This window comes from Stenotrophomonas sp. S4 (genome assembly GCF_054187805.2).
Map to the genome: position 1 here is coordinate 820278 of NZ_CM196188.1, position 20962 is coordinate 841239.

The 20962-nt window shown below is 68.1% G+C and carries 21 protein-coding genes; 8 read left to right on the forward strand and 13 right to left on the reverse strand.

The window, feature by feature from the left end:
* Nucleotides 1-496: 496 nt before the first annotated feature.
* From ACUZUJ_RS03665 to ahpC, 5 genes are all read right to left on the reverse strand, one after another.
* Nucleotides 497-1453, reverse strand: a complete 957-nt coding sequence (locus tag ACUZUJ_RS03665; RefSeq protein ID WP_101764952.1) for a transaldolase — start codon at nt 1451-1453, stop codon at nt 497-499.
* A gap of 50 nt (nt 1454-1503) precedes the next feature.
* Nucleotides 1504-1908 (reverse strand): nucleoside diphosphate kinase regulator, encoded by a 405-nt coding sequence (rnk, locus tag ACUZUJ_RS03670; protein ID WP_014036052.1) that lies wholly within the window; start codon nt 1906-1908, stop codon nt 1504-1506.
* A 123-nt stretch (nt 1909-2031) separates the two neighbouring features.
* Complete coding sequence (locus ACUZUJ_RS03675; protein ID WP_014646003.1) at nt 2032-2994, reverse strand: LysR substrate-binding domain-containing protein; 963 nt, start codon at nt 2992-2994, stop codon at nt 2032-2034.
* A gap of 85 nt (nt 2995-3079) precedes the next feature.
* On the reverse strand, nt 3080-4672 hold the full coding sequence (ahpF, locus tag ACUZUJ_RS03680) for an alkyl hydroperoxide reductase subunit F (protein WP_458220910.1): 1593 nt from the start codon (nt 4670-4672) through the stop codon (nt 3080-3082).
* 225 nt (nt 4673-4897) lie between these two features.
* Nucleotides 4898-5461: an alkyl hydroperoxide reductase subunit C gene (gene ahpC, locus ACUZUJ_RS03685; protein ID WP_014036055.1), complete on the reverse strand. Its 564-nt coding sequence runs from the start codon at nt 5459-5461 to the stop codon at nt 4898-4900.
* Nucleotides 5462-5783: 322 nt separating this feature from the next.
* Here ahpC and prmC point away from each other — a divergent pair, with 322 nt between their 5' ends.
* Both prmC and pip read left to right on the forward strand, forming a co-directional pair.
* Nucleotides 5784-6641, forward strand: coding sequence for a peptide chain release factor N(5)-glutamine methyltransferase (gene prmC, locus ACUZUJ_RS03690; protein ID WP_119007256.1), 858 nt, complete (start codon nt 5784-5786; stop codon nt 6639-6641).
* A 48-nt stretch (nt 6642-6689) separates the two neighbouring features.
* Nucleotides 6690-7631: a prolyl aminopeptidase gene (gene pip / locus ACUZUJ_RS03695; RefSeq protein ID WP_101764955.1), complete on the forward strand. Its 942-nt coding sequence runs from the start codon at nt 6690-6692 to the stop codon at nt 7629-7631.
* A 139-nt stretch (nt 7632-7770) separates the two neighbouring features.
* Here the strand turns inward: pip and ACUZUJ_RS03700 are convergent, their stop codons facing one another.
* On the reverse strand, nt 7771-8655 hold the full coding sequence (locus tag ACUZUJ_RS03700; RefSeq protein ID WP_458220911.1) for a LysR family transcriptional regulator: 885 nt from the start codon (nt 8653-8655) through the stop codon (nt 7771-7773).
* Between the two features lie 105 nt (nt 8656-8760).
* Here ACUZUJ_RS03700 and ACUZUJ_RS03705 point away from each other — a divergent pair, with 105 nt between their 5' ends.
* Nucleotides 8761-10179 (forward strand): MFS transporter, encoded by a 1419-nt coding sequence (locus ACUZUJ_RS03705; RefSeq protein ID WP_101764957.1) that lies wholly within the window; start codon nt 8761-8763, stop codon nt 10177-10179.
* Entirely contained in the window at nt 10176-10847 is a 672-nt protein-coding gene (locus ACUZUJ_RS03710) for a DUF7716 domain-containing protein (protein WP_101764958.1), read from the forward strand. Before ACUZUJ_RS03705 ends, ACUZUJ_RS03710 begins: the two co-directional genes overlap by 4 nt.
* A gap of 77 nt (nt 10848-10924) precedes the next feature.
* Here ACUZUJ_RS03710 and ACUZUJ_RS03715 read toward each other — a convergent pair whose 3' ends face one another.
* From ACUZUJ_RS03715 to ACUZUJ_RS03730, 4 genes are read right to left on the reverse strand one after another with little or no spacing between them, the layout of a single operon-like run.
* The gene (locus ACUZUJ_RS03715) at nt 10925-11722 is read right to left on the reverse strand and encodes an N-formylglutamate amidohydrolase (protein WP_458220909.1); all 798 of its coding nucleotides are present in this window, start codon (nt 11720-11722) and stop codon (nt 10925-10927) included.
* A complete protein-coding gene (locus ACUZUJ_RS03720; protein ID WP_075675308.1) occupies nt 11715-12269 on the reverse strand; it encodes an NUDIX hydrolase in 555 nt (184 codons plus the stop codon). The genes ACUZUJ_RS03715 and ACUZUJ_RS03720 overlap by 8 nt, the downstream gene beginning before the upstream one ends.
* A complete protein-coding gene (locus ACUZUJ_RS03725) occupies nt 12266-13216 on the reverse strand; it encodes a 5'-3' exonuclease (RefSeq protein WP_119007254.1) in 951 nt (316 codons plus the stop codon). Before ACUZUJ_RS03725 ends, ACUZUJ_RS03720 begins: the two co-directional genes overlap by 4 nt.
* On the reverse strand, nt 13213-13794 hold the full coding sequence (locus ACUZUJ_RS03730) for a nitroreductase family protein (protein WP_101766376.1): 582 nt from the start codon (nt 13792-13794) through the stop codon (nt 13213-13215). The genes ACUZUJ_RS03725 and ACUZUJ_RS03730 overlap by 4 nt, the downstream gene beginning before the upstream one ends.
* 331 nt (nt 13795-14125) lie before the next feature.
* On the opposite strand from ACUZUJ_RS03730, the gene pacR reads away from it, so the two are divergent.
* On the forward strand, nt 14126-16447 hold the full coding sequence (gene pacR / locus ACUZUJ_RS03735) for a PacR family protein (RefSeq protein WP_101764961.1): 2322 nt from the start codon (nt 14126-14128) through the stop codon (nt 16445-16447).
* Nucleotides 16448-16499: 52 nt separating this feature from the next.
* Entirely contained in the window at nt 16500-17579 is a 1080-nt protein-coding gene (locus tag ACUZUJ_RS03740; RefSeq protein ID WP_458220908.1) for an NAD(P) transhydrogenase subunit alpha, read from the forward strand.
* A 62-nt stretch (nt 17580-17641) separates the two neighbouring features.
* Here the strand turns inward: ACUZUJ_RS03740 and ACUZUJ_RS03745 are convergent, their stop codons facing one another.
* Genes ACUZUJ_RS03745 through ACUZUJ_RS03755 form a run of 3 tightly spaced genes read right to left on the reverse strand, consistent with a single transcriptional unit; the run spans nt 17642 to nt 19014 of the window.
* Nucleotides 17642-18103, reverse strand: coding sequence for a DUF3106 domain-containing protein (locus ACUZUJ_RS03745; protein WP_049443157.1), 462 nt, complete (start codon nt 18101-18103; stop codon nt 17642-17644).
* 3 nt (nt 18104-18106) lie between these two features.
* The gene (locus tag ACUZUJ_RS03750) at nt 18107-18433 is read right to left on the reverse strand and encodes a hypothetical protein (protein ID WP_014036067.1); all 327 of its coding nucleotides are present in this window, start codon (nt 18431-18433) and stop codon (nt 18107-18109) included.
* Nucleotides 18430-19014, reverse strand: a complete 585-nt coding sequence (locus ACUZUJ_RS03755) for an RNA polymerase sigma factor (protein WP_080347455.1) — start codon at nt 19012-19014, stop codon at nt 18430-18432. Before ACUZUJ_RS03755 ends, ACUZUJ_RS03750 begins: the two co-directional genes overlap by 4 nt.
* 97 nt (nt 19015-19111) lie before the next feature.
* Between ACUZUJ_RS03755 and ACUZUJ_RS03760 the strand changes: the two genes are divergently transcribed.
* Both ACUZUJ_RS03760 and ACUZUJ_RS03765 read left to right on the forward strand, forming a co-directional pair.
* Complete coding sequence (locus ACUZUJ_RS03760) at nt 19112-19432, forward strand: NAD(P) transhydrogenase subunit alpha part 2 (RefSeq protein WP_019661150.1); 321 nt, start codon at nt 19112-19114, stop codon at nt 19430-19432.
* Nucleotides 19429-20889: an NAD(P)(+) transhydrogenase (Re/Si-specific) subunit beta gene (locus ACUZUJ_RS03765; RefSeq protein ID WP_101764962.1), complete on the forward strand. Its 1461-nt coding sequence runs from the start codon at nt 19429-19431 to the stop codon at nt 20887-20889. The genes ACUZUJ_RS03760 and ACUZUJ_RS03765 overlap by 4 nt, the downstream gene beginning before the upstream one ends.
* Nucleotides 20890-20962 lie beyond the last annotated feature (73 nt).

Genomic DNA, 20962 nt, shown 5'->3' on the forward strand with positions numbered 1-20962 from the left:
GGCGGGGCGGGGCGGTGTGGGTGGGCAGGACACGCCGTAAACCCGTCCCTGGGGGCTCGATGGCGCCATCCATGGCGCCAACGGTCCTGCCCACCCACACCGCCCCACCTCCGACAGTTTCCCGGTGACGGTGGGCAAGAGCATGGGTTACTGACGAACTGAAGGAAAACAAAAAGGACGCGGCCTTCGCCGCGTCCTTTTTGTTTGGTCCTGCAGTGCTTTCTGTAGAGCGGAGCGATGCTCCGCTCCGAGCAAGCGCAGCGCGCAACCCGCTGTTGCTCTTCTTTCTTTCTTCCGTGGCGGGCGGCCGCCGGAAACTGTCGAAGGCAGGGTGGGTAGGCCGTGCAGGGGCGTGAGCCGCATGGATGCGGCGACCGAGCTTACATGGACGTACTTGCAGCGTCCCCTGCACGGCCTACCCACCCTGCCAACCGCATGACCCGCTCTTCGCGACCAAGCCCCCCGCCACGAGGGGCTCAGCCGTTGGCCGGAATCCTCACAGTTCCGAACGAATGCGCGCGCGCAGTGCTTCCAGATCCTTGGCAAACGCATCGATACCGGTCGCCAGCTTCTCGGTCGCCATCGGATCGGCCGCCAGGTCGGCTGCGAACTTCGCCGCATCGATCGGGGTCACCGCCACGCCATCCGCCGCACCGGCCACCAGCTTGCGCGGCAGCTCGCCGTGGTCGGCGTCCAGCTTCTCCAGCAGGTCCGGCGAAATCGTCAGGCGGTCGCAGCCGGCCAGTGCTTCGATCTGCGCGGTCGAACGGAACGAGGCGCCCATCACCACCGTCGGCGAACCACGGCGCTTGAATTCGGCGTACACGCCGCGCACGAACTTCACGCCCGGGTCTTCGTCGATGCTGGCCGGGGTCTGGCCGTTGGCCACGTACCAGTCCAGGATGCGGCCGACGAACGGCGAGATCAGGAACGCGCCGGCTTCGCTGCAGGCCAGGGCCTGGGTCGGGTTGAAGATCAGCGTCAGGTTGCAGTCGATGCCTTCGGCCTGCAGGATGCGCGCGGCTTCCACGCCTTCCCAGGTGGCGGCGATCTTGATCAGGATCTTCTCGCGCGGCACGCCGGCATCGGCGTACATCTGGATGAACTGGCGGGCCTTGGCCACGGTGGCGGCGGTGTCGTGGGCCTGGTCGGCATCCACTTCGGTGGACACGCGGCCCGGCACCAGCGTGCTCAGCAGCGCGCCGACGCCGATGGTAAGGCGGTCGGCCACGGCGTGCACCACCGCTTCGCGGTCGCCCGTCTGCTGGCGGCCCCAGGCCAGTTCGCGTTCGATCAGCTCGGCGTAGACCGGCAGGTCCAGCGCCTTCTTCACCAGGGTCGGGTTGGTGGTGCAGTCCACCGGCTGCAGGCGCTTGATGGCGTCGTAGTCACCGGTATCGGCAACGACCACGGACAGTTCGCGCAGCTGGGACAGTTTGGACGGGGTACTCATTACGGCTCCTGGTGCAGGGGGATCGAATCGCGCGCGGTGCGCAGCGGTAATCAGGGGCGGTCGTTGTGGACCGCGGTCACGCGCAGGCGCAGCTTGCGGCCGCCGGGCGCGTTCCAGTCGATGCTCTGGCCGATGGCCAGGCCGAGCAGGGCACTGCCGACCGGGGCCAGCACGGACACCTTGCCTTCATCGACGTTGGCTTCGCGGGGGAAGACCAGGGTCAGGACGTGTTTCTCGCCCGACACTTCATCTTCGCACTCCACGCGCGAATGCATCATGACGATGCCTTCGGGAATCTGGTCCGGCGCCAGCACGGTGGCCCGGTTGAGTTCTTCAGCAAGCGCGAGCGCGGCAGGCGTCTGGCTCAGCGCAGGGGATTCGAGCATGGCGTCCAGGCGGTCCATGTCGAAGGTAGAAACGGTGATCGACGGCGGCAGGCCGCTGGCGGTGTTCATGGTGAAGCTCCTTGGTTGAAAGCCATGCAAAAGGCGGCACCTGCTGGCGCCGCCTGTCTGTATTGTGGGGACAAATGCGGCCGGAATCGACTCCTGCCGATTCCGGGCCGGTACTGCGGGGGCTCAGCCGTTCAGCGCGGGGCCGGGCAGGGCCGGTGCATCGCTGCCGGCATCGAGCGCCTCCAGCGTGAACAGCGCCTGCGGCAGGCGCTTGAACTGGTCGGCCAGCTCCATCAGGAAGTCGTTCATGGCCGAGCTGCGGCGCCAGATCATGGCGATGCGGCGGCTGGGACGGCCTTCGCCGGTGAAGTCGAGCAGGCGGATGTTGTTCGAGCGCGGCACCGGCGGCTGCACCGACAGGCTCGGCAGCAGGGTGATGCCGACGTCGGCGGCGACCATCTGCCGCAGCGTTTCCAGGCTGGTGGCGCGGAACTCGGACTTCTCGTTGGCGCCGAACAGGCGGCAGACTTCCAGCGCCTGGTCGCGCAGGCAATGGCCGTCTTCCAGCAGCAGCAGCTTCTGCGTGGCCAGTTCCTGCACGTCCAGGTGTTCGCGGCGGGCCAGCGGATGGCGCCCGGACACGGCCAGCAGGAACGGTTCCTCGAACAGGAATTCGGCATGCAGCTGGTCGTCGATCACCGGCAGGGCCAGCAGCGCGGCGTCGAGCTTGCCTTCGCGCAGGCGATCCAGCAGCACGTCGCTCTTTTCCTCGACCAGCAGCAGTTCCAGCTCCGGGAAGCGCTCGCGGATGCGCGGGATCACATGCGGCAGCAGGTACGGGCCGAGGGTCGGGAAGATCCCCAGGCGCACCGTACCGGCTTCCGGATCGCGGCTGCGTCGCGCCGCTTCCTTCAGCTGTTCCACTTCGGACACGATCACCCGCGCCCGTGCCGCCGCTTCCTGGCCGGCCGGGGTCAGCATCACCTTGCGCGGTGCGCGTTCCACCAGCGGCAGGCCCAGCTCTTCTTCCAGCTTGCGGATCTGCGTCGACAGCGTGGGCTGGCTGACGAAGCAGGAGGCGGCAGCCCGGCCGAAATGCTTGTGGTCGGCCAGGGCTACCAGGTACTTCAGATCACGTAGGTTCATCCTTACACCCCAGGGGTAACGGACCGGCTGACGGCGTGGTTACCCGACAGGCAGACAATGTTCCCGGTGATCTGGGAACGGTGGATCAGGCTGCTTCAGCAACGGCACCGCTGCTGTTGCTCACCGACGAGCGGATCAGGTGGTCGAACGCGCTCAGTGCGGCGGTCGAACCGGCGCCCATGGCGATGATGATCTGCTTGTAGGGCACCGTCGTGCAATCGCCAGCAGCGAACACGCCCGGCAGGTTGGTCTGGCCGCGGTCGTCGATGACGACCTCGCCACGCGGCGACAGCGCCACCACATCCTTCAGCCACTCGGTGTTGGGCAGCAGGCCGATCTGCACGAAGATGCCTTCCAGCTCGACGCGGTGGGCATCGCCGCCGACGCGGTCCTTGTAGACCAGGCCGGTGACGCGGCTGCCGTCGCCCAGCACTTCGGTGGTCTGCGCACTGGTCAGCACGGTGACGTTGGCCAGGCTGCGCAGCTTCTTCTGCAGCACTTCATCGGCGCGCAGGCTGGAATCGAACTCCAGCAGGGTTACATGCGACACGATGCCGGCCAGGTCGATGGCCGCTTCCACGCCGGAGTTGCCGCCGCCGATCACCGCCACGCGCTTGCCCTTGAAGAGCGGACCATCGCAATGCGGGCAGTAGGCCACGCCCTTGTTGCGGTACTGGTCTTCGCCCGGCACGTTCATCTGCCGCCAGCGCGCGCCGGTGGACAGGATCACCGAGCGCGACTTCAGCACCGCACCGTTCTCCAGCTGCACCTGCACCAGGCCGTCTTCACCGGCCGGCACCAGTGCACTGGCGCGCTGCAGGTTCATGATGTCCACCTCGTACTCGCGCACGTGCTGTTCCAGCGCCGTGGCCAGCTTCGGGCCTTCGGTCTCCTTCACCGAAATGAAGTTCTCGATCGCCATCGTGTCCAGCACCTGGCCACCGAAACGCTCGGCGGCGATGCCGGTGCGGATGCCCTTGCGTGCGGCATAGATCGCCGCTGCAGCACCGGCCGGGCCACCGCCGACCACCAGCACGTCGAAGGCGTCCTTGGCGGCGATCTTCTCGGCATCGCGCTTGCTGGCGTTGGTATCCAGCTTGGCCACGATCTGTTCGAGGGTCATGCGGCCCTGGTCGAACACTTCACCGTTGAGGTACACGGTCGGCACCGACATGATCTCGCGCTGCTCGACTTCATCCTGGAACAGGGCGCCGTCGATGGCCACATGCTGGATGCGCGGGTTGAGCACCGCGGCCAGGTTCAGCGCCTGCACCACGTCCGGGCAGTTCTGGCAGGACAGCGAGAAGTAGGTTTCGAAGCGGTATTCGCCTTCCAGGTTCTGCACCTGCTCGATCAGCTCGGCGGTGGCCTTGGACGGATGGCCGCCGACCTGCAGCAGCGCCAGCACCAGCGAGGTGAACTCGTGGCCCATCGGCAGGCCGGCGAAGGTCAGGTGGATGTCCTGGCCCGGGGTGCCCAGGTCGAAGGACGGCACGCGGCCCTGGCCATCGCGCAGGACCTGCAGCGTGATCTTGTCCGACAGGCTTTCCAGGGTCTGCAGCAGTTCCAGCATTTCCTGCGACTTGGCGCCGTCGTCGGCGTGCGCGGTGATCTGGATCGGGCGGGTCACGCGCTCCAGATAGGTCTTCAGCTGCGACTGCAGGTTGGCGTCCAACATCGGGTCATCTCCTGGCTTCAGGCAAACAGGGGGCGTGGCACCGCTGTAGAAGGTAGCGGACCAGCAGGGGGTAGGGGTGAACCCAAGACAGCGACCGTGGAAGGGGCTGGCTGGCCAAGGCGGGCGAGCGTTGGCTGTCTTGGGTTCACCCCCACGCCGGCGGGGGGACCGGCACGGGGATGAAGGGCGCGCCGTGGCGTGGGGCCACGGCAGGCCGGTACTGCCTTAGATCTTGCCGACCAGGTCCAGCGACGGGGTCAGGGTCTTCTCGCCTTCCTTCCACTTGGCCGGGCACACCTGGTTCGGGTTGGCGGCGGTGAACTGGGCAGCCTTCAGCTTGCGCAGGGTCTCGGCGACGTCACGGGCGATCTCGTTGGAGTGGATCTCCAGGGTCTTGATCACGCCTTCCGGGTTGATGATGAAGGTGCCGCGCAGGGCCAGGCCTTCTTCTTCAATGTGCACGCCGAAAGCGCGGGTCAGCTGGTGGGTCGGGTCGCCGACCAGCGGGAACTGGGCCTTGCCGACGGCCGGCGAGGTTTCGTGCCACACCTTGTGCGAGAAGTGGGTGTCGGTGGTGACGATGTAGACCTCGGCGCCGGCCTTCTTGAACTCGGCGTAGTGGTCAGCGGCGTCTTCGATCTCGGTCGGGCAGTTGAAGGTGAAGGCGGCCGGCATGAAGATCAGGACGGACCACTGGCCCTTCAGGCTGTTGTCGGAAACCTTGATGAACTCGCCATTGTGGTAAGCGTTGGCTTCGAACGGCTGGATCTGGGTGTTGATGAGGGACATCATTTTTCCTCTGGTGAAGGGGAGTGGGTGAATCGACAGGAGCTAGGTTACCGATTCGCTCGCGATAAGAACAATCCATTGATTGCATCTATTTGATAGATGGAGTCTATCAAAAGCCCATGAGCCGGCACTGAACCTTGCCGCCCTCATCCTGCAACTGCCTGTGTGACAAGGGAAAGCCCCCGGAGGCGCAGAATGTGGCCGATAGCCCCTCCTTATTCCCTCCGCCAGAACCTGAACGGATTGCAGCTTTTGTAGAGCCGAGCCCATGCTCGGCTGCGGGTGGAGCAGCCGAGCATGGGCTCGGCTCTACAATTGCGGAATGTCTCTGCAACCCGAACCCACCCTGCGCCAGGTCGTGGCCGAGGCCAGTGCCCGCCTCGGCGGCGTCGAGGCCCGCCATGAGGCCGAACTGCTGCTGCTGCACGTGCTGGACCGCCCACGCAGCTGGCTGTTCGCGCATGCCACCGATCCGCTCGCCGCCGCCGACCAGGCCGCCTTCGAAGCGCTGTTGGCCCGCCGCGTGGCCGGCGAGCCGGTGGCCTACCTGACCGGCCGCCGCGGTTTCTGGACGCTGGACCTGGAGGTCGACCCGGCCACGCTGATCCCGCGTCCGGAAACCGAACTGCTGGTCGAGCTGGCGCTGGAGCGCCTGCCGCAGGACCGTGCGCTGCGGATGGCCGACCTGGGCACCGGCAGCGGCGCCATCGCGCTGGCGCTGGCCAGCGAGCGGCCACAGGCGCAGGTGCTGGCCACCGATGCCAGCCCGGGCGCGCTGGCCGTGGCCGCGCGCAATGCTGAGCGCCATGAACTGCGCAACGTCCGCTTCGCCGAGGGCGGGCACGACTGGTATGCGCCGCTGCAGGGCGTGCGGTTCGACCTGATCGCCAGCAACCCGCCGTACATCGCCAGCGACGACCCGCACCTGGCACAGGGCGACCTGCGCTTCGAACCGGCCACTGCGCTGGCCTCCGGCGTGGACGGGCTGGATGACATCCGCCGCATCGTCGACGGTGGCCAGGCCCACCTGCTGCCCGGCGCTTGGCTGCTGATCGAGCACGGTTGGGACCAGGGCGCGGCGATCCGCGCGCTGTTCGACGCCGCGGGTTTTGCGGAGGTGCAGACCGTGCAGGACCTGGAGCAGCGCGACCGGATCACCCTGGGCCGGCGTCCGGCCTAGAATGGAGGTTCTCCTGCCCCGGCAGGGCATCACCCTGGAGCTGCAAGCATGCGTACGCTGTACCCCGCCATCACCCCCTACGACGTCGGCACCCTGAAGGTCGATGACCGCCACACGCTGTACTTCGAACAGTGCGGCAACCCGGACGGCAAGCCGGTGGTGATGCTGCACGGTGGCCCGGGCGGTGGTTGCAGCGACAAGATGCGCCAGTTCCACGACCCGTCCAAGTACCGCATCATCCTGTTCGACCAGCGCGGTGCCGGCCGTTCCACTCCGCACGCGGACCTGGTGGACAACACCACCTGGGACCTCGTCGCCGATATCGAGAAGCTGCGTGAGCACCTCAAGGTTGATCGCTGGCAGGTGTTCGGCGGCAGCTGGGGCTCGACCCTGGCCCTGGCCTATGCCGAAACCCACCCGCAGCGCGTGACCGAACTGGTCCTGCGCGGCATCTTCATGCTGCGTCGCTGGGAGCTGGAATGGTTCTACCAGGAAGGCGCCAACCGCCTGTTCCCGGATGCGTGGGAGCATTACCTGAAGCCGATTCCGTCGGTGGAGCGTCATGACCTGATCTCGGCCTTCCACCGCCGCCTGACCAGCGACGACGAAACCACCCGCCTGGAAGCGGCCAAGGCGTGGGCGGTGTGGGAAGGCGCGACCAGCTTCCTGCACGTCGATGACGACTTCATCAACAGCCACGAAGACCCGCATTTCGCGCTGGCGTTTGCCCGCATCGAGAACCACTACTTCGTCAACGGCGGCTTCTTCGAGGTGGAAGACCAGCTGCTGCGCGACGCCCACCGCATCGCCAACATTCCCGGCGTGATCGTGCACGGCCGCTACGACGTGGTCTGCCCGCTGGCCAACGCCTGGGACCTGACCAAGGTGTGGCCGAAGGCGAAGCTGGAGATCACGCCGGCCTCGGGCCACTCGGCGTTCGAAGCCGAAAACGTGGACGCGCTGGTGCGCGCCACCGATAGCTTCGCCTGATCGGTAGCGCCGGGCCGTGCCCGGCGCTACCTGCCCTCATCCACGCATGGCGTGGATCTACCACAGCCCGGTAGTGCCGGCCGCTGGCCGGCAACCCCGAAACGATTGGATCGGCGTAGGCGCCGGCCAGCGGCCGGCGCTACCACTCCCCGGCCAGCAACGCGTCGGCAAGCACCTGCAGCTTCGGCGAGTGCTGGCGCGACGGCGGGTAGATCAACGACAGCGCGCGGCTGCGGCCTTCGAACGGCTGCAGCACGCGTTGCAGGCGGCCGTCAGCCAACGCGTCGGCCACCGCGAAATCCATCACCTGCACGATGCCGATGCCTGCGATGGCCGCTTCCACCAGCGGATCGCCGCTGTCGAACACCATCCGCGTCGGTGGGGTGAACTCGCGCAGTTGTCCGTCCTGCAGGAACTGCCAGTCCACCAGCCGGCCACTGCGCAGGTTGCGCACCGCGAGGCACGCGTGATCCTGCAGTGCGGCCACATCGTCCGGTGCGCCACAGCGCGCCAGATAGGCGGCGCTGGCCACCGTCACCCAACGCAGCGGACGCAGGGGGCGCGCGACGATGCGCTGGTCGGCGATGACGCCGGTGCGCAGCGCGGCATCGAAACCTTCCTCGACCAGATCGACCAGGCGGTCGCTGAGCACGGCTTCCACCTGCAGCTGCGGATGCTGTTGCAGCAACGGCGCCAGCATCGGCACCAGCACCTTGCGTCCGAACATCGATGGCGCGCTGATCTTCAGGGTGCCCGCGGGCGTGCAGGGACGGTCGGCCAACTGGCGTTCGGCATCCTCGAAACCACCCAGCAGCGGCGCGACCTGGTCGACGAACTGGCGGCCATCCGGGGTCAGCGCCACGTTGCGGGTGTTCCGCTGCAGCAGCTTCACCCCCAGCGTGGCCTCCAGCCGACCGATCGCGCGCGACAGGCCGGACTGGCTCAGGCCCAGCTGTCCGGCGGCGACGGTGAAACTGCGGGCTTCGGCTACCTGTACCAGCATGCGTACCGCATTGAGGTCCATCGAGGTTCCATTCATGCTGAAAATCATGACAGATATGGCTGGAAGGGGGTTTATTGATTGCTTCGCATCAATGAGACTGCGCTCCCCCACCGCGCCAGACTGCCGATGCCTCCCCTCAAATACCCGCGCTGGGCGCTGACCCTGCTGGCCACCGCACAGCTGATCATCGCCCTGGATGCCACCATCATCTTCGTTGCCCTGCATGACATGGGGCGCGCGCTGCAGATCAACGCGCAGCAGCTGCAATGGGTGGTCAGCGCCTACACCGTGGCCTTCGGCGGCAGCCTGCTGCTGGGTGGGCGCGCTGCCGACCTGATCGGCCGCCGCCGCTTCTACCGGCTGGGCATGCTGCTGTTCGCGCTGGCCTCGCTGCTCGGTGCGTTGGCGCCGAATGCCACCCTGCTGATCATCGCGCGCGCGGCGCAGGGCATCGGCGCTGCACTGCTGTTCCCGGCCACGCTGGCGTTGATCAACACGCTGTATGCCGAAGGCCCGGTGCGCAACCGCGCGCTGGCGATCTGGAGCATGGCCAGCGCGGTCGGCCTGGCGCTGGGCACGCTGCTCGGTGGTGTGCTGACCCAGGCGTTCGGCTGGCCGGCGGTGCTGGCGGTGATCGTGCCGTTGGCCACGGCGTGCGCGGTCGCTGCCGGTGCGTGGTTGCCGGCCGATGGCCCACGCGTGCAGGGCCGTTCCTTCGATCTGGCCGGTTGCCTCACCGTCACCGCCGGCGGCAGCCTGCTGGTCACCACCCTGGTGCAGGGCCCGGAGTGGGGCTGGACGGCGCGGGCCACGCTCATCTGCCTGCTGCTTTCAGCCGTACTGTTGACGGTGTTCGTACAGATCGAAAAGCGCAGCCGTGACCCGCTGATGCAGTTCGCGCTGCTGCGCCTGCCTGGCCTGCGCGCGGCTCTCGGCCTGACCTTCGCCTTCATGAGTAGCTATGGCGTGCAGTACTACTTCCTGGCGCTCTACTTCCAGGATGGCTATGGCTGGAGCCCGCTGCAGGCCGGCCTGGCCTTCCTGCTGCCGACATTGGTGTGCACCTTCGGCATCCGCGTTGCCGAACGCATGCTGCGGCGCCGTTCGCCACGGCAGGTGCTGGCCTGGGGCTTCGCGGCCGGTGCCATCGGCATCACCGCGGTGGCGCTGGTGATGCCGCATGGCACAGATTACTGGCCGCTGCTGCCGGGCATCGTGGTGCTCAGCGTGGGCCAGGGCATGAGCTGGACGGCGATGTGGATCGTGGCCGGGCAGGGCGTGCCGGGGCCGCAGCAGGGAGTGGCGTCCGGCATGACCGCCACCGCACAGCAGATCGGCGGCGCGTTGGGACTGGCGGTACTGGTGATGGTGGCCAACGCCGCGCGCGGCACGCAGGCGGCAACCAGTCCTGATGCGCTGCAGGGCATGGTCAATGCACAGTACGGCGCCGCGCTGTTCGCCGCGTTCGGCGTGGTGATCGCGCTGGGCCTGCGCCCGGCACCGGTAGACTCGGCAGTGACCGCCTGCCTGGGCAACGACGCATGATCGAACTGCTGGACCTTCAACAGACTCTGTGCGCCTTTGCGGCCTGCAACGATGACGATGCGGTGTACGCCTCCTTCGGTTGGGTGCACGCCACCGGGGGCGATCTGCTGCAGGCGCGTTTCTGGTTGCCGGCGGATGAAGACGCGGCGTTCGACGACGGCGGTGATGTCCCCGCCGAAGCGCGCGCGCTGGGCCTGTCCACCTTTCTTGAACCGGCGACTTTCGCCGACGTGCTCGACGTGCAGAAGCGGCAGCGGCCGCTGTCCACGCTGGCCGACCATGCACGGGCGCTGGCGTACTACGCCGAGTACGATGCCTTCCAGCAGGTTGAAGGTATCGACGAGGCACTGGGCGAAGCGGGTGTTGGGGAACAGGCGGCGGCACGCGAGGCCGGCATTGGTGCGGGCATCTTCGCGTCGTTTGATCTGGTGCTGGTCGCGTGTCCGGAGGCGCAGGTCAAGGCAGTGGCCCAGCGCGTGGCGCGCCTGCTGGAGATTCCGGTGGGCGACGCGCTGCCGCGCTGTCGTGGGTTGCCGCTGATGCTGGGAGAAGCACTGGACCGCAAGCGTGCGCAGGCGATCAAGGATGACTTCGCGGCCATTGGCGCAACGCTGCAGGTGCGCGGTTTCAAGCCATTCCCGTGGATGGATGCGCCTGCACTGCGTTGAACAACACCATCCACGCATGGCGTGGATCTACTGAATGCCAGACCCGGCCAGTAGATCCACGCCATGCGTGGATGGGATCACGCCAGGCCCAGCAACTGCGGCTGCAACGCGCTGAAGATCCGCGCCAGCCGCTCCGCCCACGCCTGCTGCCCGGCGGCATCGGCGATCAGGTCCTGGCGGATCTCCAGTTCCACGTGCACCAGCCCACGGCCTTCGCCATGCACCGGCACCGCGTAGTCGCTGGTACTGCTGACCGAATACGGTTCGTTGTCACCCACCACCAGGTCGCCTTCATCGCGCAGTGCCTGCAGCAGCGCATGCGCAAAGCGCGTGTCCTGGTGGTACAGCACACCGGCATGCCACGGCCGCTGCATGCCGTTCATCACCGGGGTGAAGCTGTGCATCATCACCAGCAGGGTGGGGCGGCCGGCATCGCGGCGTGCATCCAGTTCCGCGTCGATGCGCGCGTGGTAGGGCGCGTGGATCGCATCGATGCGCTGTTGCCGCTGTGCTGCCGACAGCCCGGCATTGCCCGGGACCACGGTGTGGTCGCTCACTTCCGGAATAAGCGTCGGCGAGGCCAGTGGGCGGTTGCAGTCGATCAGTAGCCGCGAATAGGTCTGTTCGATCGCCCAGGCATCCAGACGTTCGGCCAGTGCACGAGTGGTGCCAGCAATGCCGATGTCCCAGCCGATGTGGCGGTCAAGTTCGGCCTGCGCCAGGCCAAGCCTGCCCAGAGCACGCGGCACCTGCTGGCCGGCGTGGTCAGCCAGCAGCAGGTACGGCGAGGCGCCCTGCGGCCGGTGGAGGCTGTAGATCGCCGGATCGTCGGCGTCCAGCAGCGCCGGCAGTGCGTGCAGGCCGGCGTCAGCCACGCGGGCGCCCGTCCAGGTGGTGCTCGATCATCCACAGGCCGGCCCACAGCTTGGCATCCAGCTCGTAGCCTTCGCCCATCTTCTGCACCAGCCACGCCGCCGCCTGTGCACGCGGAATCTCGTGCACGGTGATGTCTTCGCTGTCATCGCCGCCACCTTCGCCGATCCGGCGCAGGCCGGTGGCACGTACGAAGGCGATCTTCTCGCTGCTGGCGCCGGAAGACGTCGGGCCGATCATCAGCACTTCGGCGTGGTCGGCGGTCCAGCCGGTTTCTTCTTCCAGCTCGCGCACGGCCGAGACTTCGATCGATTCGCCCGCATCGATGTCGCCGACCAGGCCGGCCGGCATTTCGATGGTGGGGGCCTGCAGCGGTACGCGGAACTGCTCGACGAACAGCACCTTGTCCTCCGGGGTGACGGCGATGATGATCGCGGCCAGGCCACCGGCATGGGTACGTTCGCTGTATTCCCAGGTGCCGCGCACCAGCATGCGCTGGTACTTGCCTTCATAGACGACGCGCGGGGCTTCGGTGTTGCGCTGGCTCATGCGGGCTCGCTGGAATTGGAAAAGGATGGAGTGGGAACGGGATCGGCCACGCCAGCGGCATCGAACAGCCGGCGGCGGGTCATCGGGCCGAAGCGCAGGGTCTGGCACAGGCCACCGAGCAGCTCGGGATCGGCGGTCTGGCGCAGCAGGCCGGGTTGGCTGCCTTCCAGCGGCGCGTCCAGCGCGATGGTGGTCAGCTGGCGCCAGAGCAGGGCATGCTCGCGCTGCTCGCGCAGGCGCACGGCCATCTGCGCGGCACCGCGCAGGCGCAGGAACGGCACTTCGTCCAGGCGTTCGTACAGCGCATCCATGCTGCCGAAGTGGGCCAGCAGCACGGCGGCGGACTTGCTGCCGACACCACTGACACCGGGAATGTTGTCCACCGCATCGCCGCACAGCGCCAGGTAGTCGGCGATCTGGTGTGCGTGCACGCCATGTCGCGCCTTCACGCCGGCCACGTCCCAGCGCTGGTTGCGCGCGTAGTCCCACTGTTCGTCGTGGTCGAGCAGCAGCTGCGACAGGTCCTTGTCGGCGGAGATGATCACCCCGCGATGGCTGCCGCGGTGCACGTGCAGGGCGCTGCCGATCAGGTCGTCGGCCTCGTATTCGTGGTGGGCCAGGACGGCAAGGCCCAACGCCGCGCACAGCGCCTTGCAGTGCACGAACTGGCGCTTGAGCGCCTCCGGTGCCGGATCACGGTTGGCCTTGTAGGCCGGATACAGCCGGTGGCGGAAGCCGCTGTCGAGCGCTTCGTCGAAGGCGATGGCGATGTGCCGCGGGCGCTCGCGCTCCAGCAGGTCCAGCAGGAAGCGGGCGAAGCCGTGCACTGCATTGGTCGGCCAGCCCTGGGCGTCCTGGAACTGGTCCGGCAGCGAGTGCCAGGCGCGGAACACGTAGATGCTGGCGTCGACCAGGTACAGCGACGGCGGCGGAGCCGGCAGGGTCATGCCGGCGGCGTCCAGTCGCGCAGCAGGGCCGCCGGGTCGGGGCGCTCGCGTTCGGGGACGGCGGCCTTCGGCGTGCCGATATGGATGAAACCGGCAATGCCTTCGCCCTCGGACAGCCCCAGATAGGCGTGCACGGCCGGATCGAAGGCCATCCAGGCAGTCAGCCACTGTGCGCCGAAGCCCATCGCCTGCGCGGCCTGCAGCAGGGCGAAGCAGACGCAGCCGGCGGTCATCAGCTGTTCCTGTTCGGGCACCTTCGGGTCCGGGCGCGGGCTGGCGACCACTACGATCACCAGCGGGGCGTGGCTGAAACGCTGGCGGTCCTTCTCGAACACAGCCTCGCCCGCATGCGGGTCGCGCTGGCGGCTGCGTTCGGCCAGGAAGTCGCCCAGAGTGTGACGTGCATCGCCGGCGATTTTCAGGAAGCGGAACGGCACGCGCTTGCCGTGGTCGGGCACGCGCACCGCCGAGGCCAGTATCCGCTGCAGGGTGGCCGGGTCCGGTCCGGGCTCGCCCAGTTGCCGCGAGGGCACCGAGCGGCGGGCATCCAGGGCGAGCAGGGCAGCGGGGTCGGGCATGGAGTCTGAACCGGTCATCACGGGTGTTTGATTATAGTCGGGGTGGTCAATGACGCCGTCTGTGTCGCGTCCGGCCCCTGAATACCAAACTGTGATGAACATCATGCCACTGGCGGGAAACGGACAGCCGCTTCCCCTCGCCTCGTGGGCCTTGCACGGCTTACGATATCTGTCTTGCCGGGCCGCCGGTCATGAGGTTTGAAGTGAGGACTGTTTCACTGTCCGTGACGGGCTGGCCGGCCTACCATCGACGTTCCGGTACATGGGGTGTGCCGGTCGTCGCGATGTCCATGCTGTCTGTCGTACCAGAGAAGGTGGGGAGCCTTCCCGAATGATGAGCGTGCCCACACCGATGGGATCGCCGGGCCGTGACCCGGCCCAGCTCCAGCTTGCCCGGGACATGGTCCTGCCGGCGCTGTGCCAGGCCTTCGGGGCCGCACTGGCGCGTTTCGACGATGCCCTGTTCGACCGTGCCGGCAATGCCGGCTCGTCGCAGTTGCTGTTCCTGGACGCGATGCGCGAACTGCGCCGCCGCCGTGAGGACATCGCTGCGGCCTTTGCCGGCCACCTGCAGCAGGCCTGGACCGCCTTGGCGGCCGGTGAGCCGCTGTCGGCCGAGGCGACCCTGTCCGGACCCGCCGAGGATGGCCTGAGCCTGCTGGCCGAACACGTACTGGAATCGCGGTTGGCGGTGCGCAATTTCGCCACTGTGCTGCTGCGCGACTTCAAGCCGGTGCTGGCGCGGCTGGACCGTCGCCTGGGCCGGTTGATCGGCAGCGCGGAACTGGACGCCGACCACAATCCGATCAGCCCCGAGCATCTGGGCGTGGCCATCCACGAGGCCTTTGCCGGCTGCGAACTGGCCCCGGAAGTACATCTGGTGCTGATCAAGCTGTGCGAGCGCGACCTGCGCGCTCCGGTCGGCCGCATCTACGAGAAGCTGGACGAGCAGCTGGCCGCGGCCGGGGTGATGTCGCAGATGGGTGCGCCGCAGCGCCCGCTGTCGGCCGCGCCGGATCCGCGCATGGCCGGGGTGCTGGATGATCTGGTCGAACAGCGACAGGCTGCAGGCTTCGATCCCGGACTCAGCGACGACGAACAGGCCGCACCGGCCTGGGCGCAGCGCTTTGCCGCGCGCTGGTCCGAGCGCCGCGGCCACATGCAGCAGCACCTGGGGGGCGAGGAAGGTGGCGCCGGCGAGGCCTACGCAGGCCAGCAGGGCATGCTGCTGGAAGCGCTGCACGAACTGCTGCAGCAGACCCGTCATGTGCGTGAGGACGCGACGTCGGCCGCACAGGTGGCGATCGGCCAGCAGCGTCCGCTCAGCCAGCGCGAAATGATGTCGGTGCTGTCGCTGCTGCAGGCCACGCCCAGTGCGACGCTGCGTGCAGCCATCGGCGAGGACGGCGAATCGCTGGCGCAACGGCTGAAGAGCGAAGTGCTGTCCAGCGCCACCCAGCTTGGCGTGGATCCTGGCCAGACCCGCCTGGATCCGCAGGACGAGGATGCGATCGACCTGGTCGGCATGCTGTTCGACGTGATGCTGGATGAACGTGAACTGGAAGGCCGCTCGCGCGAACTGATCGGGCGCCTGGTGGTGCCTTTCGTCAAGGTCGCCATGCTCGACCGCCGCATGTTCGTGCAGAAGACCCATCCGGCGCGCAAGCTGCTCAACTCGCTGGCCGAGGCCTGCGAGGGCAACACCGGCGAGAGCCAGGCCGAGCGCATGCTGATGGCCAAGGTCGAGGAGATCATCGAGCGCCTGGTGGCCGAGTTCAACGAGAACCTGGCGATCTTCCTGACCCTGGAAGAAGAATTCCGCGAGTTTCTGGTGCAGCATCGCCGCCGCGTGGAAATCGCCGAGCGCCGTGCCGCGGAAACGCAGCGCGGGCAGGAAAAGCTGGAAATGGCCCGCAGCCGGGCCAGTGCGGAACTGGATCGTCGCATCGGTGATGCCACCCTGCCGCCGGCCATTGCCGAGTTCCTGCGCCAGCCCTGGCAGCACCACCTGACCCTGGCGCTGCTGCGCGAGGGCGAAGAAGGCGCGTCGGTGGCCGAGGCACTGAGCCTCGGCGACGGCCTGCTGGAGGAAGTGGCCGAGGCCCGCCGGCAGATTGTCGGCAAGCCGTGGCTGCAGGCCTGGCAGCCGGTGCTGGCCAAGGTGTTTGCCAGCGTCGGCGTGCACGGCGATGCGGCTACCGGGGCGATTGACGCCCTGCATGACACGTTGCAGGGCATCGCCGAGTCGCGGCCGGAACTGCAGCGCGCGCTGCCCGAGCTGCCGCAGGTCGCACTGCCGGCACCGCCGGTGGCTGAATCGCCAGCGGTGGAGCTCAGCGGGCAGATCGACGCCGATGATTTCGACAACGCCGATGCCGACCGCTTCCGACGCATGGAAATCGGCAACTGGTTGGACTTCGTCGACAAGGACGGCAAGGTCCAGGCGGGCAAGCTGTCCTGGGTCAGCCCGATTTCCTCGCGCCTGCTGTTCGTCAACCGTCGCGGCGTGCGCTTCTGCGTGGCCTCGCCGGAAGAGCTGGCGGTGATGGTGCGGCTGGGCCGCCTGCGTGCCCACGTTGACGATGGGGCCTTCGACAGCGCCATGCAGGGCGTGATCGACCGCCTCGACCCGGGCAGCGCCACCCTGCACTGAGTGCGGGCTGCCTGCTAGGATCGGGAAAACTCACCGATCAGCGGGGACCTGCATGGCCGTGGCGTTGCTGGGGATCAAGGAGACCGCGCCGGGTGAACGGCGCGTGGCGTTGACGCCGGAAACCGCGCGCAAGCTCGGTGCCCTCGGCATTACGGTCTGGTACGAGGCCGGCGCCGGGCTGGCCGCCGGCTTCACCGATGCCGCCTATGACGATGCCGGCGCAGGTGCCTTCGACGCGGGCCGCTGGGCCGAGATCGATATCCTGCTGTGCGTGCAGGCGCCTCCTGCGACGGTGCTGGAGCAGCTCAGGCCCGGTGCCAGCGTGGTCGGCCTGCTGGCCCCGGCCAACGATCCGGCGCTGGCCGCGCTGGCGGCCGATGATCGCCTGCAGCTGTTCCCGCTGCAGCAGCTGCCGCGCACCACCCGTGCGCAGGCGATGGATGTACTCAGTTCGCAGGCCGGCATGGCCGGCTACAAGGCCGCGCTGATCGCCGCCGAACGCGCGCCGCGCTTCTTCCCGATGCTGACCACCGCCGCCGGCACCGTGCGGCCGGCCAAGGTGCTGGTGATCGGTGCCGGCGTAGCGGGCCTGCAGGCCATCGCCACCGCACGTCGTCTCGGTGCACAGGTGGAAGGTTTCGACGTGCGCCCGGAAACCCGCGAGCAGATCCAGTCACTGGGCGCGCGCTTCCTCGACCTCGGGGTGAGCGCGGCGGGCGAGGGCGGCTATGCGCGGGCGCTGACCGATGAGGAGCGCGCCGAGCAGCAGCGTCGGCTGGCCGACCACCTGCGCGGCGTGGACGTGGTGATCTGCACGGCTGCGGTGCCGGGCCGCCCGGCGCCGACCATCGTGACTGCCGCAATGGTGGAGGGCATGGCCACCGGCAGTGTGATCGTGGATCTGGCGGCCGAGAGCGGCGGCAACTGCGCGCTGACCCAGCCGGGGCAGTGCATCGAACACCAGGGCGTGACCATCGATCGCCCGCTGGGCCTGGCCAGTCGCGGCGCGACCCAGGCCAGTGAGATGTATGCGCGCAACCTGCTCAACTTCGTTGCGCTGTTCGTGCGCGAGGGGCAGCTCGGTTTCGACTGGGACGACGAGCTGCTGGCGAAGACGCGCTGGCAGGCGTGAGTGACATGGGGTCAGATCCCTTTGCCTCTGGCAAAGGGATCTGACCCCGGTATCCGGAAGGCTTACCGCGGCTTTGCCGGCGGCGGGTTGTCGCGCACCCAGTCCTTGCGTTGTTCCGGCGTCATCTGCGACCAGCGCTCGCGCAGCGCGTCGCGCTGTGCCGGCGGCATGTTGCGCATCTGCCCGAACAGGGCGCGGGCCTGCTCGCGCTGTTCGGGGCTCATGTGCTCGAAGCGGCGCAGGCCACGGCGGGCCTTGTCGCGCTCCTCCGGGCTCATCGATTGCCAGCGCTGGCCGTGCGACAGCATGCGCTGGCGCTGGCCGGCATCGGCGCTGTTCCAGCGGTCGCGCAGCGGCGCCAGCAGGGATTCGCGCTGGGGTTCGCTCAGTTGCTCCCACGCAGGCAACGGTGTGGCCGGTGCGGGACGTGCGGCAGGGGCGGGCGTGGCGTTCTGCGCCAGTGCCGGAACGGCCGGCAGCAGCGCAAGGGTCAACAGCAGCGGCAGGGTAGGCAGTCGGGACATGATTCACTCCATCGCCAGGTCGGTATCGCCCAGCCACAGGTACAGATCGGGATTCTCGTCGTAGAGCGCGCCGTTGTCTTCCACTGAAGCAAGCACGGGGGCCGGCGCCGGACCCGCAAGCGTGCCATGGCCGGTGAACTGCAGGCCAATGCCCAGTGCCACGACCAGTGAACAGGCGCTGGCCAGCCACCAGCGCCAGCGTCCGCGATGGGCGGCCGTGGCGCCGTGGCGCGCCAGGCGCAGCCGTGCCAGCGTGGCCGGCGACAGCGCCTGCAGCGACTGCGCGTGCAGGCTGCGCAGGGTGTCATCGGAAGGCAGGGAGCGGTTCACGGGTGGATCTCCAGATAGTCCTGCAGCGCCTGGCGGGCGCGTGCCAGATGGGTTTTTACCGCGCCTTCGCTGCAGCCCATGGCGCGGGCAGTGGTGGCCCCGTCCAGGTCCTGCAGCACGCGCAGGGTGAAGGCTTCGCGCTGGCGAGCGGGCAGGGTGCGCAATGCGTCCACCAGCTGCTGGTACTGCTGGCGCTGCTCATGCGCCTGCGCCGGGTCCGGGCCGGGGTCGGCCCAGTCGATCTCGCCACCTTCCGCGTCCTGGTTGTCGCGCCAGAACGGCAGGCGGAAGCGGCGCCGGCGCTGCATGTCGATCACCCGGCGGCGCAGGATGCTCCAGAACAGCGGCGCCCATTCGGCGGCCGGCTTGTCGGCGTAATCCAGCATGCGCAGCAGCGCGTCCTGCACCGCATCCATGGCGTCTTCGCGCTGGCGCAGGCCGGCCTCGGCGAAGCGGAACGCTCGCGGGCCGACGCTGGCCAGGAACGCTTCCAGCGATGCCGGCAGGGCATCGGTCTCGGCGCTCGGGGAGAGGGGGCTGCTCACCAGCACAGGGTACGGTTCCTCGCTCGGGGTCACCATCGACAACGCGTGAGCGCCGCCGCGGTTGACGCCGGGTGCGCACGGGTTCAGCCCGTGGTTATGATGGGGCGACGAAGACAGAGCGGGAGCGTTGCCAGTGAGTGACGGGTTCGTGGCGCTGTACATCTTCATGCTGGCGGCCATCGCCGGCCACGTGATCATTTCGCGGGTGCCGGTGATCCTGCACACCCCGCTGATGTCGGGCTCCAACTTCATCCACGGCATCGTGCTGATCGGCGCGATGGTGGTGCTGGGGCATGCGCAGACGCCGCTGGAGAAGGCGCTGGGCTTCCTCGCCGTGGTGCTCGGTGCCGGCAATGCCGCCGGCGGCTACGTGGTCACCGCGCGCATGCTGGAAATGTTCAAGCCGAGCGCGCCCAAGGGCGGCCAGGACGAACCGAAGGAGCCGCAGGCTTGAACATCAGCACCGTCGAACTGCTCGACTGGCTGGTCAAGGCCAGCTACCTCGTCGCCGCCACGCTGTTCCTGCTGGGCCTGCAGCGCATGGCTTCGCCACTGACCGCGCGCAGCGGCATCCGCTGGGCCGGGCTGGGCATGCTGCTGGCCACTGCGGCGACCTTCTTCCTGCCCGAACTGCACAACGTGCCGCTGATCCTGGTGGCACTGCTGCTGGGCGCGGGCCTGGCCTGGTGGTCGGCCGGCAAGGTCGCCATCACCGACATGCCGCAGATGGTGGCGCTGTACAACGGCATGGGCGGTGGCTCGGCGGCGGCGATCGGCGCGGTGGAACTGCTGCGCTACGCCTTCCTGGCCAACCGCGATACCAGCCACTGGAGCGCACAGGCGCTGGCCGACCTGGCCGCACGCCAGCCGTCGGGCACGGTGCTGCTGCTGGCGGTGGTTGGTGCGGCGATCGGCGCGGTGTCGCTGTCCGGCTCGGTGATCGCCTGGGCCAAGCTCGATGGCCGCCTCGACAAGCGCGTGACCTGGCCCGGCCAGCAGGTGATGAACCTGGTGGTGGCACTGGCGGTGGTGGTGCTGGCGATCATCGCGGCCAGCACGCTCGACACCTGGGCGATCGTCGCCTTCTTCGTGCTGGCACTGGCACTGGGCGTGCTGATGACGTTGCCGATCGGTGGCGCCGACATGCCGGTGGTGATCTCGCTGTACAACGCATTCACCGGCCTGGCGGTGTCGTTCGAAGGCTACGTGCTGGGCAACGAGGCGCTGATCATCGCCGGCATGATGGTCGGCGCGGCCGGCATCCTGCTGACCCGGCTGATGGCCAAGGCGATGAACCGGCCGATCCGCAACGTGCTGTTCTCCAACTTCGGCGGAGGCGCCGGTGGCGAAGCGCAGGCGATCACCGGCGCGCAGAAGCCGATTGAAGCCTCGGACGTCGCGGCGATGATGGCCTACGCCGAACGCGTGGTGATCGTGCCGGGTTACGGCATGGCCGTGGCACAGGCGCAGCACAAGATATGGGAGCTGGCGCAGCGGTTGGGCCAGCGCGGGGTGAAGGTGAAGTTCGCCATCCACCCGGTCGCCGGGCGAATGCCCGGGCACATGAACGTACTGCTGGCCGAAGCGGGTGTGCCCTACGACCTGATCGCCGACATGGACGACATCAACCCGGAGTTCGCCAACACCGACGTGGTGCTGGTGATCGGTGCCAACGACGTGGTCAATCCGGTCGCGCGTACTGATCCGGCCAGCCCGATCTACGGCATGCCGGTGCTGGATGTGGTCAATGCGCGCAACGTGGTGGTGATCAAGCGCGGCAAGGGCACCGGCTTCGCCGGCATCGAGAATGCGCTGTTCTACGCTGACAACACCCGCATGCTGTACGGCGACGGCGCTGAAGCGGCCGCATCGCTGGTGAGCGAGCTGAAGGCGCTCGACGGCGGGCATTGAGGGCCGGGGTCGGATCCCTTTCCGCAGGAATGGGCTCTGACCCCTTTGCCGGCCAGCGGCCGGCACTACCTGC

Excerpts from the sequence above, each read along its gene's own strand:
- ACUZUJ_RS03665 (WP_101764952.1), bottom strand. The coding sequence starts at position 1,453 with ATGAGTACCCCGTCCAAACTGTCCCAGCTGCGCGAACTGTCCGTGGTC.
- rnk (WP_014036052.1), bottom strand. The coding sequence starts at position 1,908 with ATGAACACCGCCAGCGGCCTGCCGCCGTCGATCACCGTTTCTACCTTC.
- ACUZUJ_RS03675 (WP_014646003.1), bottom strand. The coding sequence starts at position 2,994 with ATGAACCTACGTGATCTGAAGTACCTGGTAGCCCTGGCCGACCACAAG.
- ahpF (WP_458220910.1), bottom strand. The coding sequence starts at position 4,672 with ATGTTGGACGCCAACCTGCAGTCGCAGCTGAAGACCTATCTGGAGCGC.
- ahpC (WP_014036055.1), bottom strand. The coding sequence starts at position 5,461 with ATGTCCCTCATCAACACCCAGATCCAGCCGTTCGAAGCCAACGCTTAC.
- prmC (WP_119007256.1), top strand. The coding sequence starts at position 5,784 with ATGTCTCTGCAACCCGAACCCACCCTGCGCCAGGTCGTGGCCGAGGCC.
- pip (WP_101764955.1), top strand. The coding sequence starts at position 6,690 with ATGCGTACGCTGTACCCCGCCATCACCCCCTACGACGTCGGCACCCTG.
- ACUZUJ_RS03700 (WP_458220911.1), bottom strand. The coding sequence starts at position 8,655 with ATGGACCTCAATGCGGTACGCATGCTGGTACAGGTAGCCGAAGCCCGC.
- ACUZUJ_RS03705 (WP_101764957.1), top strand. The coding sequence starts at position 8,761 with ATGCCTCCCCTCAAATACCCGCGCTGGGCGCTGACCCTGCTGGCCACC.
- ACUZUJ_RS03710 (WP_101764958.1), top strand. The coding sequence starts at position 10,176 with ATGATCGAACTGCTGGACCTTCAACAGACTCTGTGCGCCTTTGCGGCC.
- ACUZUJ_RS03720 (WP_075675308.1), bottom strand. The coding sequence starts at position 12,269 with ATGAGCCAGCGCAACACCGAAGCCCCGCGCGTCGTCTATGAAGGCAAG.
- ACUZUJ_RS03725 (WP_119007254.1), bottom strand. The coding sequence starts at position 13,216 with ATGACCCTGCCGGCTCCGCCGCCGTCGCTGTACCTGGTCGACGCCAGC.
- ACUZUJ_RS03730 (WP_101766376.1), bottom strand. The coding sequence starts at position 13,794 with ATGCCCGACCCCGCTGCCCTGCTCGCCCTGGATGCCCGCCGCTCGGTG.
- pacR (WP_101764961.1), top strand. The coding sequence starts at position 14,126 with ATGATGAGCGTGCCCACACCGATGGGATCGCCGGGCCGTGACCCGGCC.
- ACUZUJ_RS03740 (WP_458220908.1), top strand. The coding sequence starts at position 16,500 with ATGGCCGTGGCGTTGCTGGGGATCAAGGAGACCGCGCCGGGTGAACGG.
- ACUZUJ_RS03745 (WP_049443157.1), bottom strand. The coding sequence starts at position 18,103 with ATGTCCCGACTGCCTACCCTGCCGCTGCTGTTGACCCTTGCGCTGCTG.
- ACUZUJ_RS03755 (WP_080347455.1), bottom strand. The coding sequence starts at position 19,014 with ATGGTGACCCCGAGCGAGGAACCGTACCCTGTGCTGGTGAGCAGCCCC.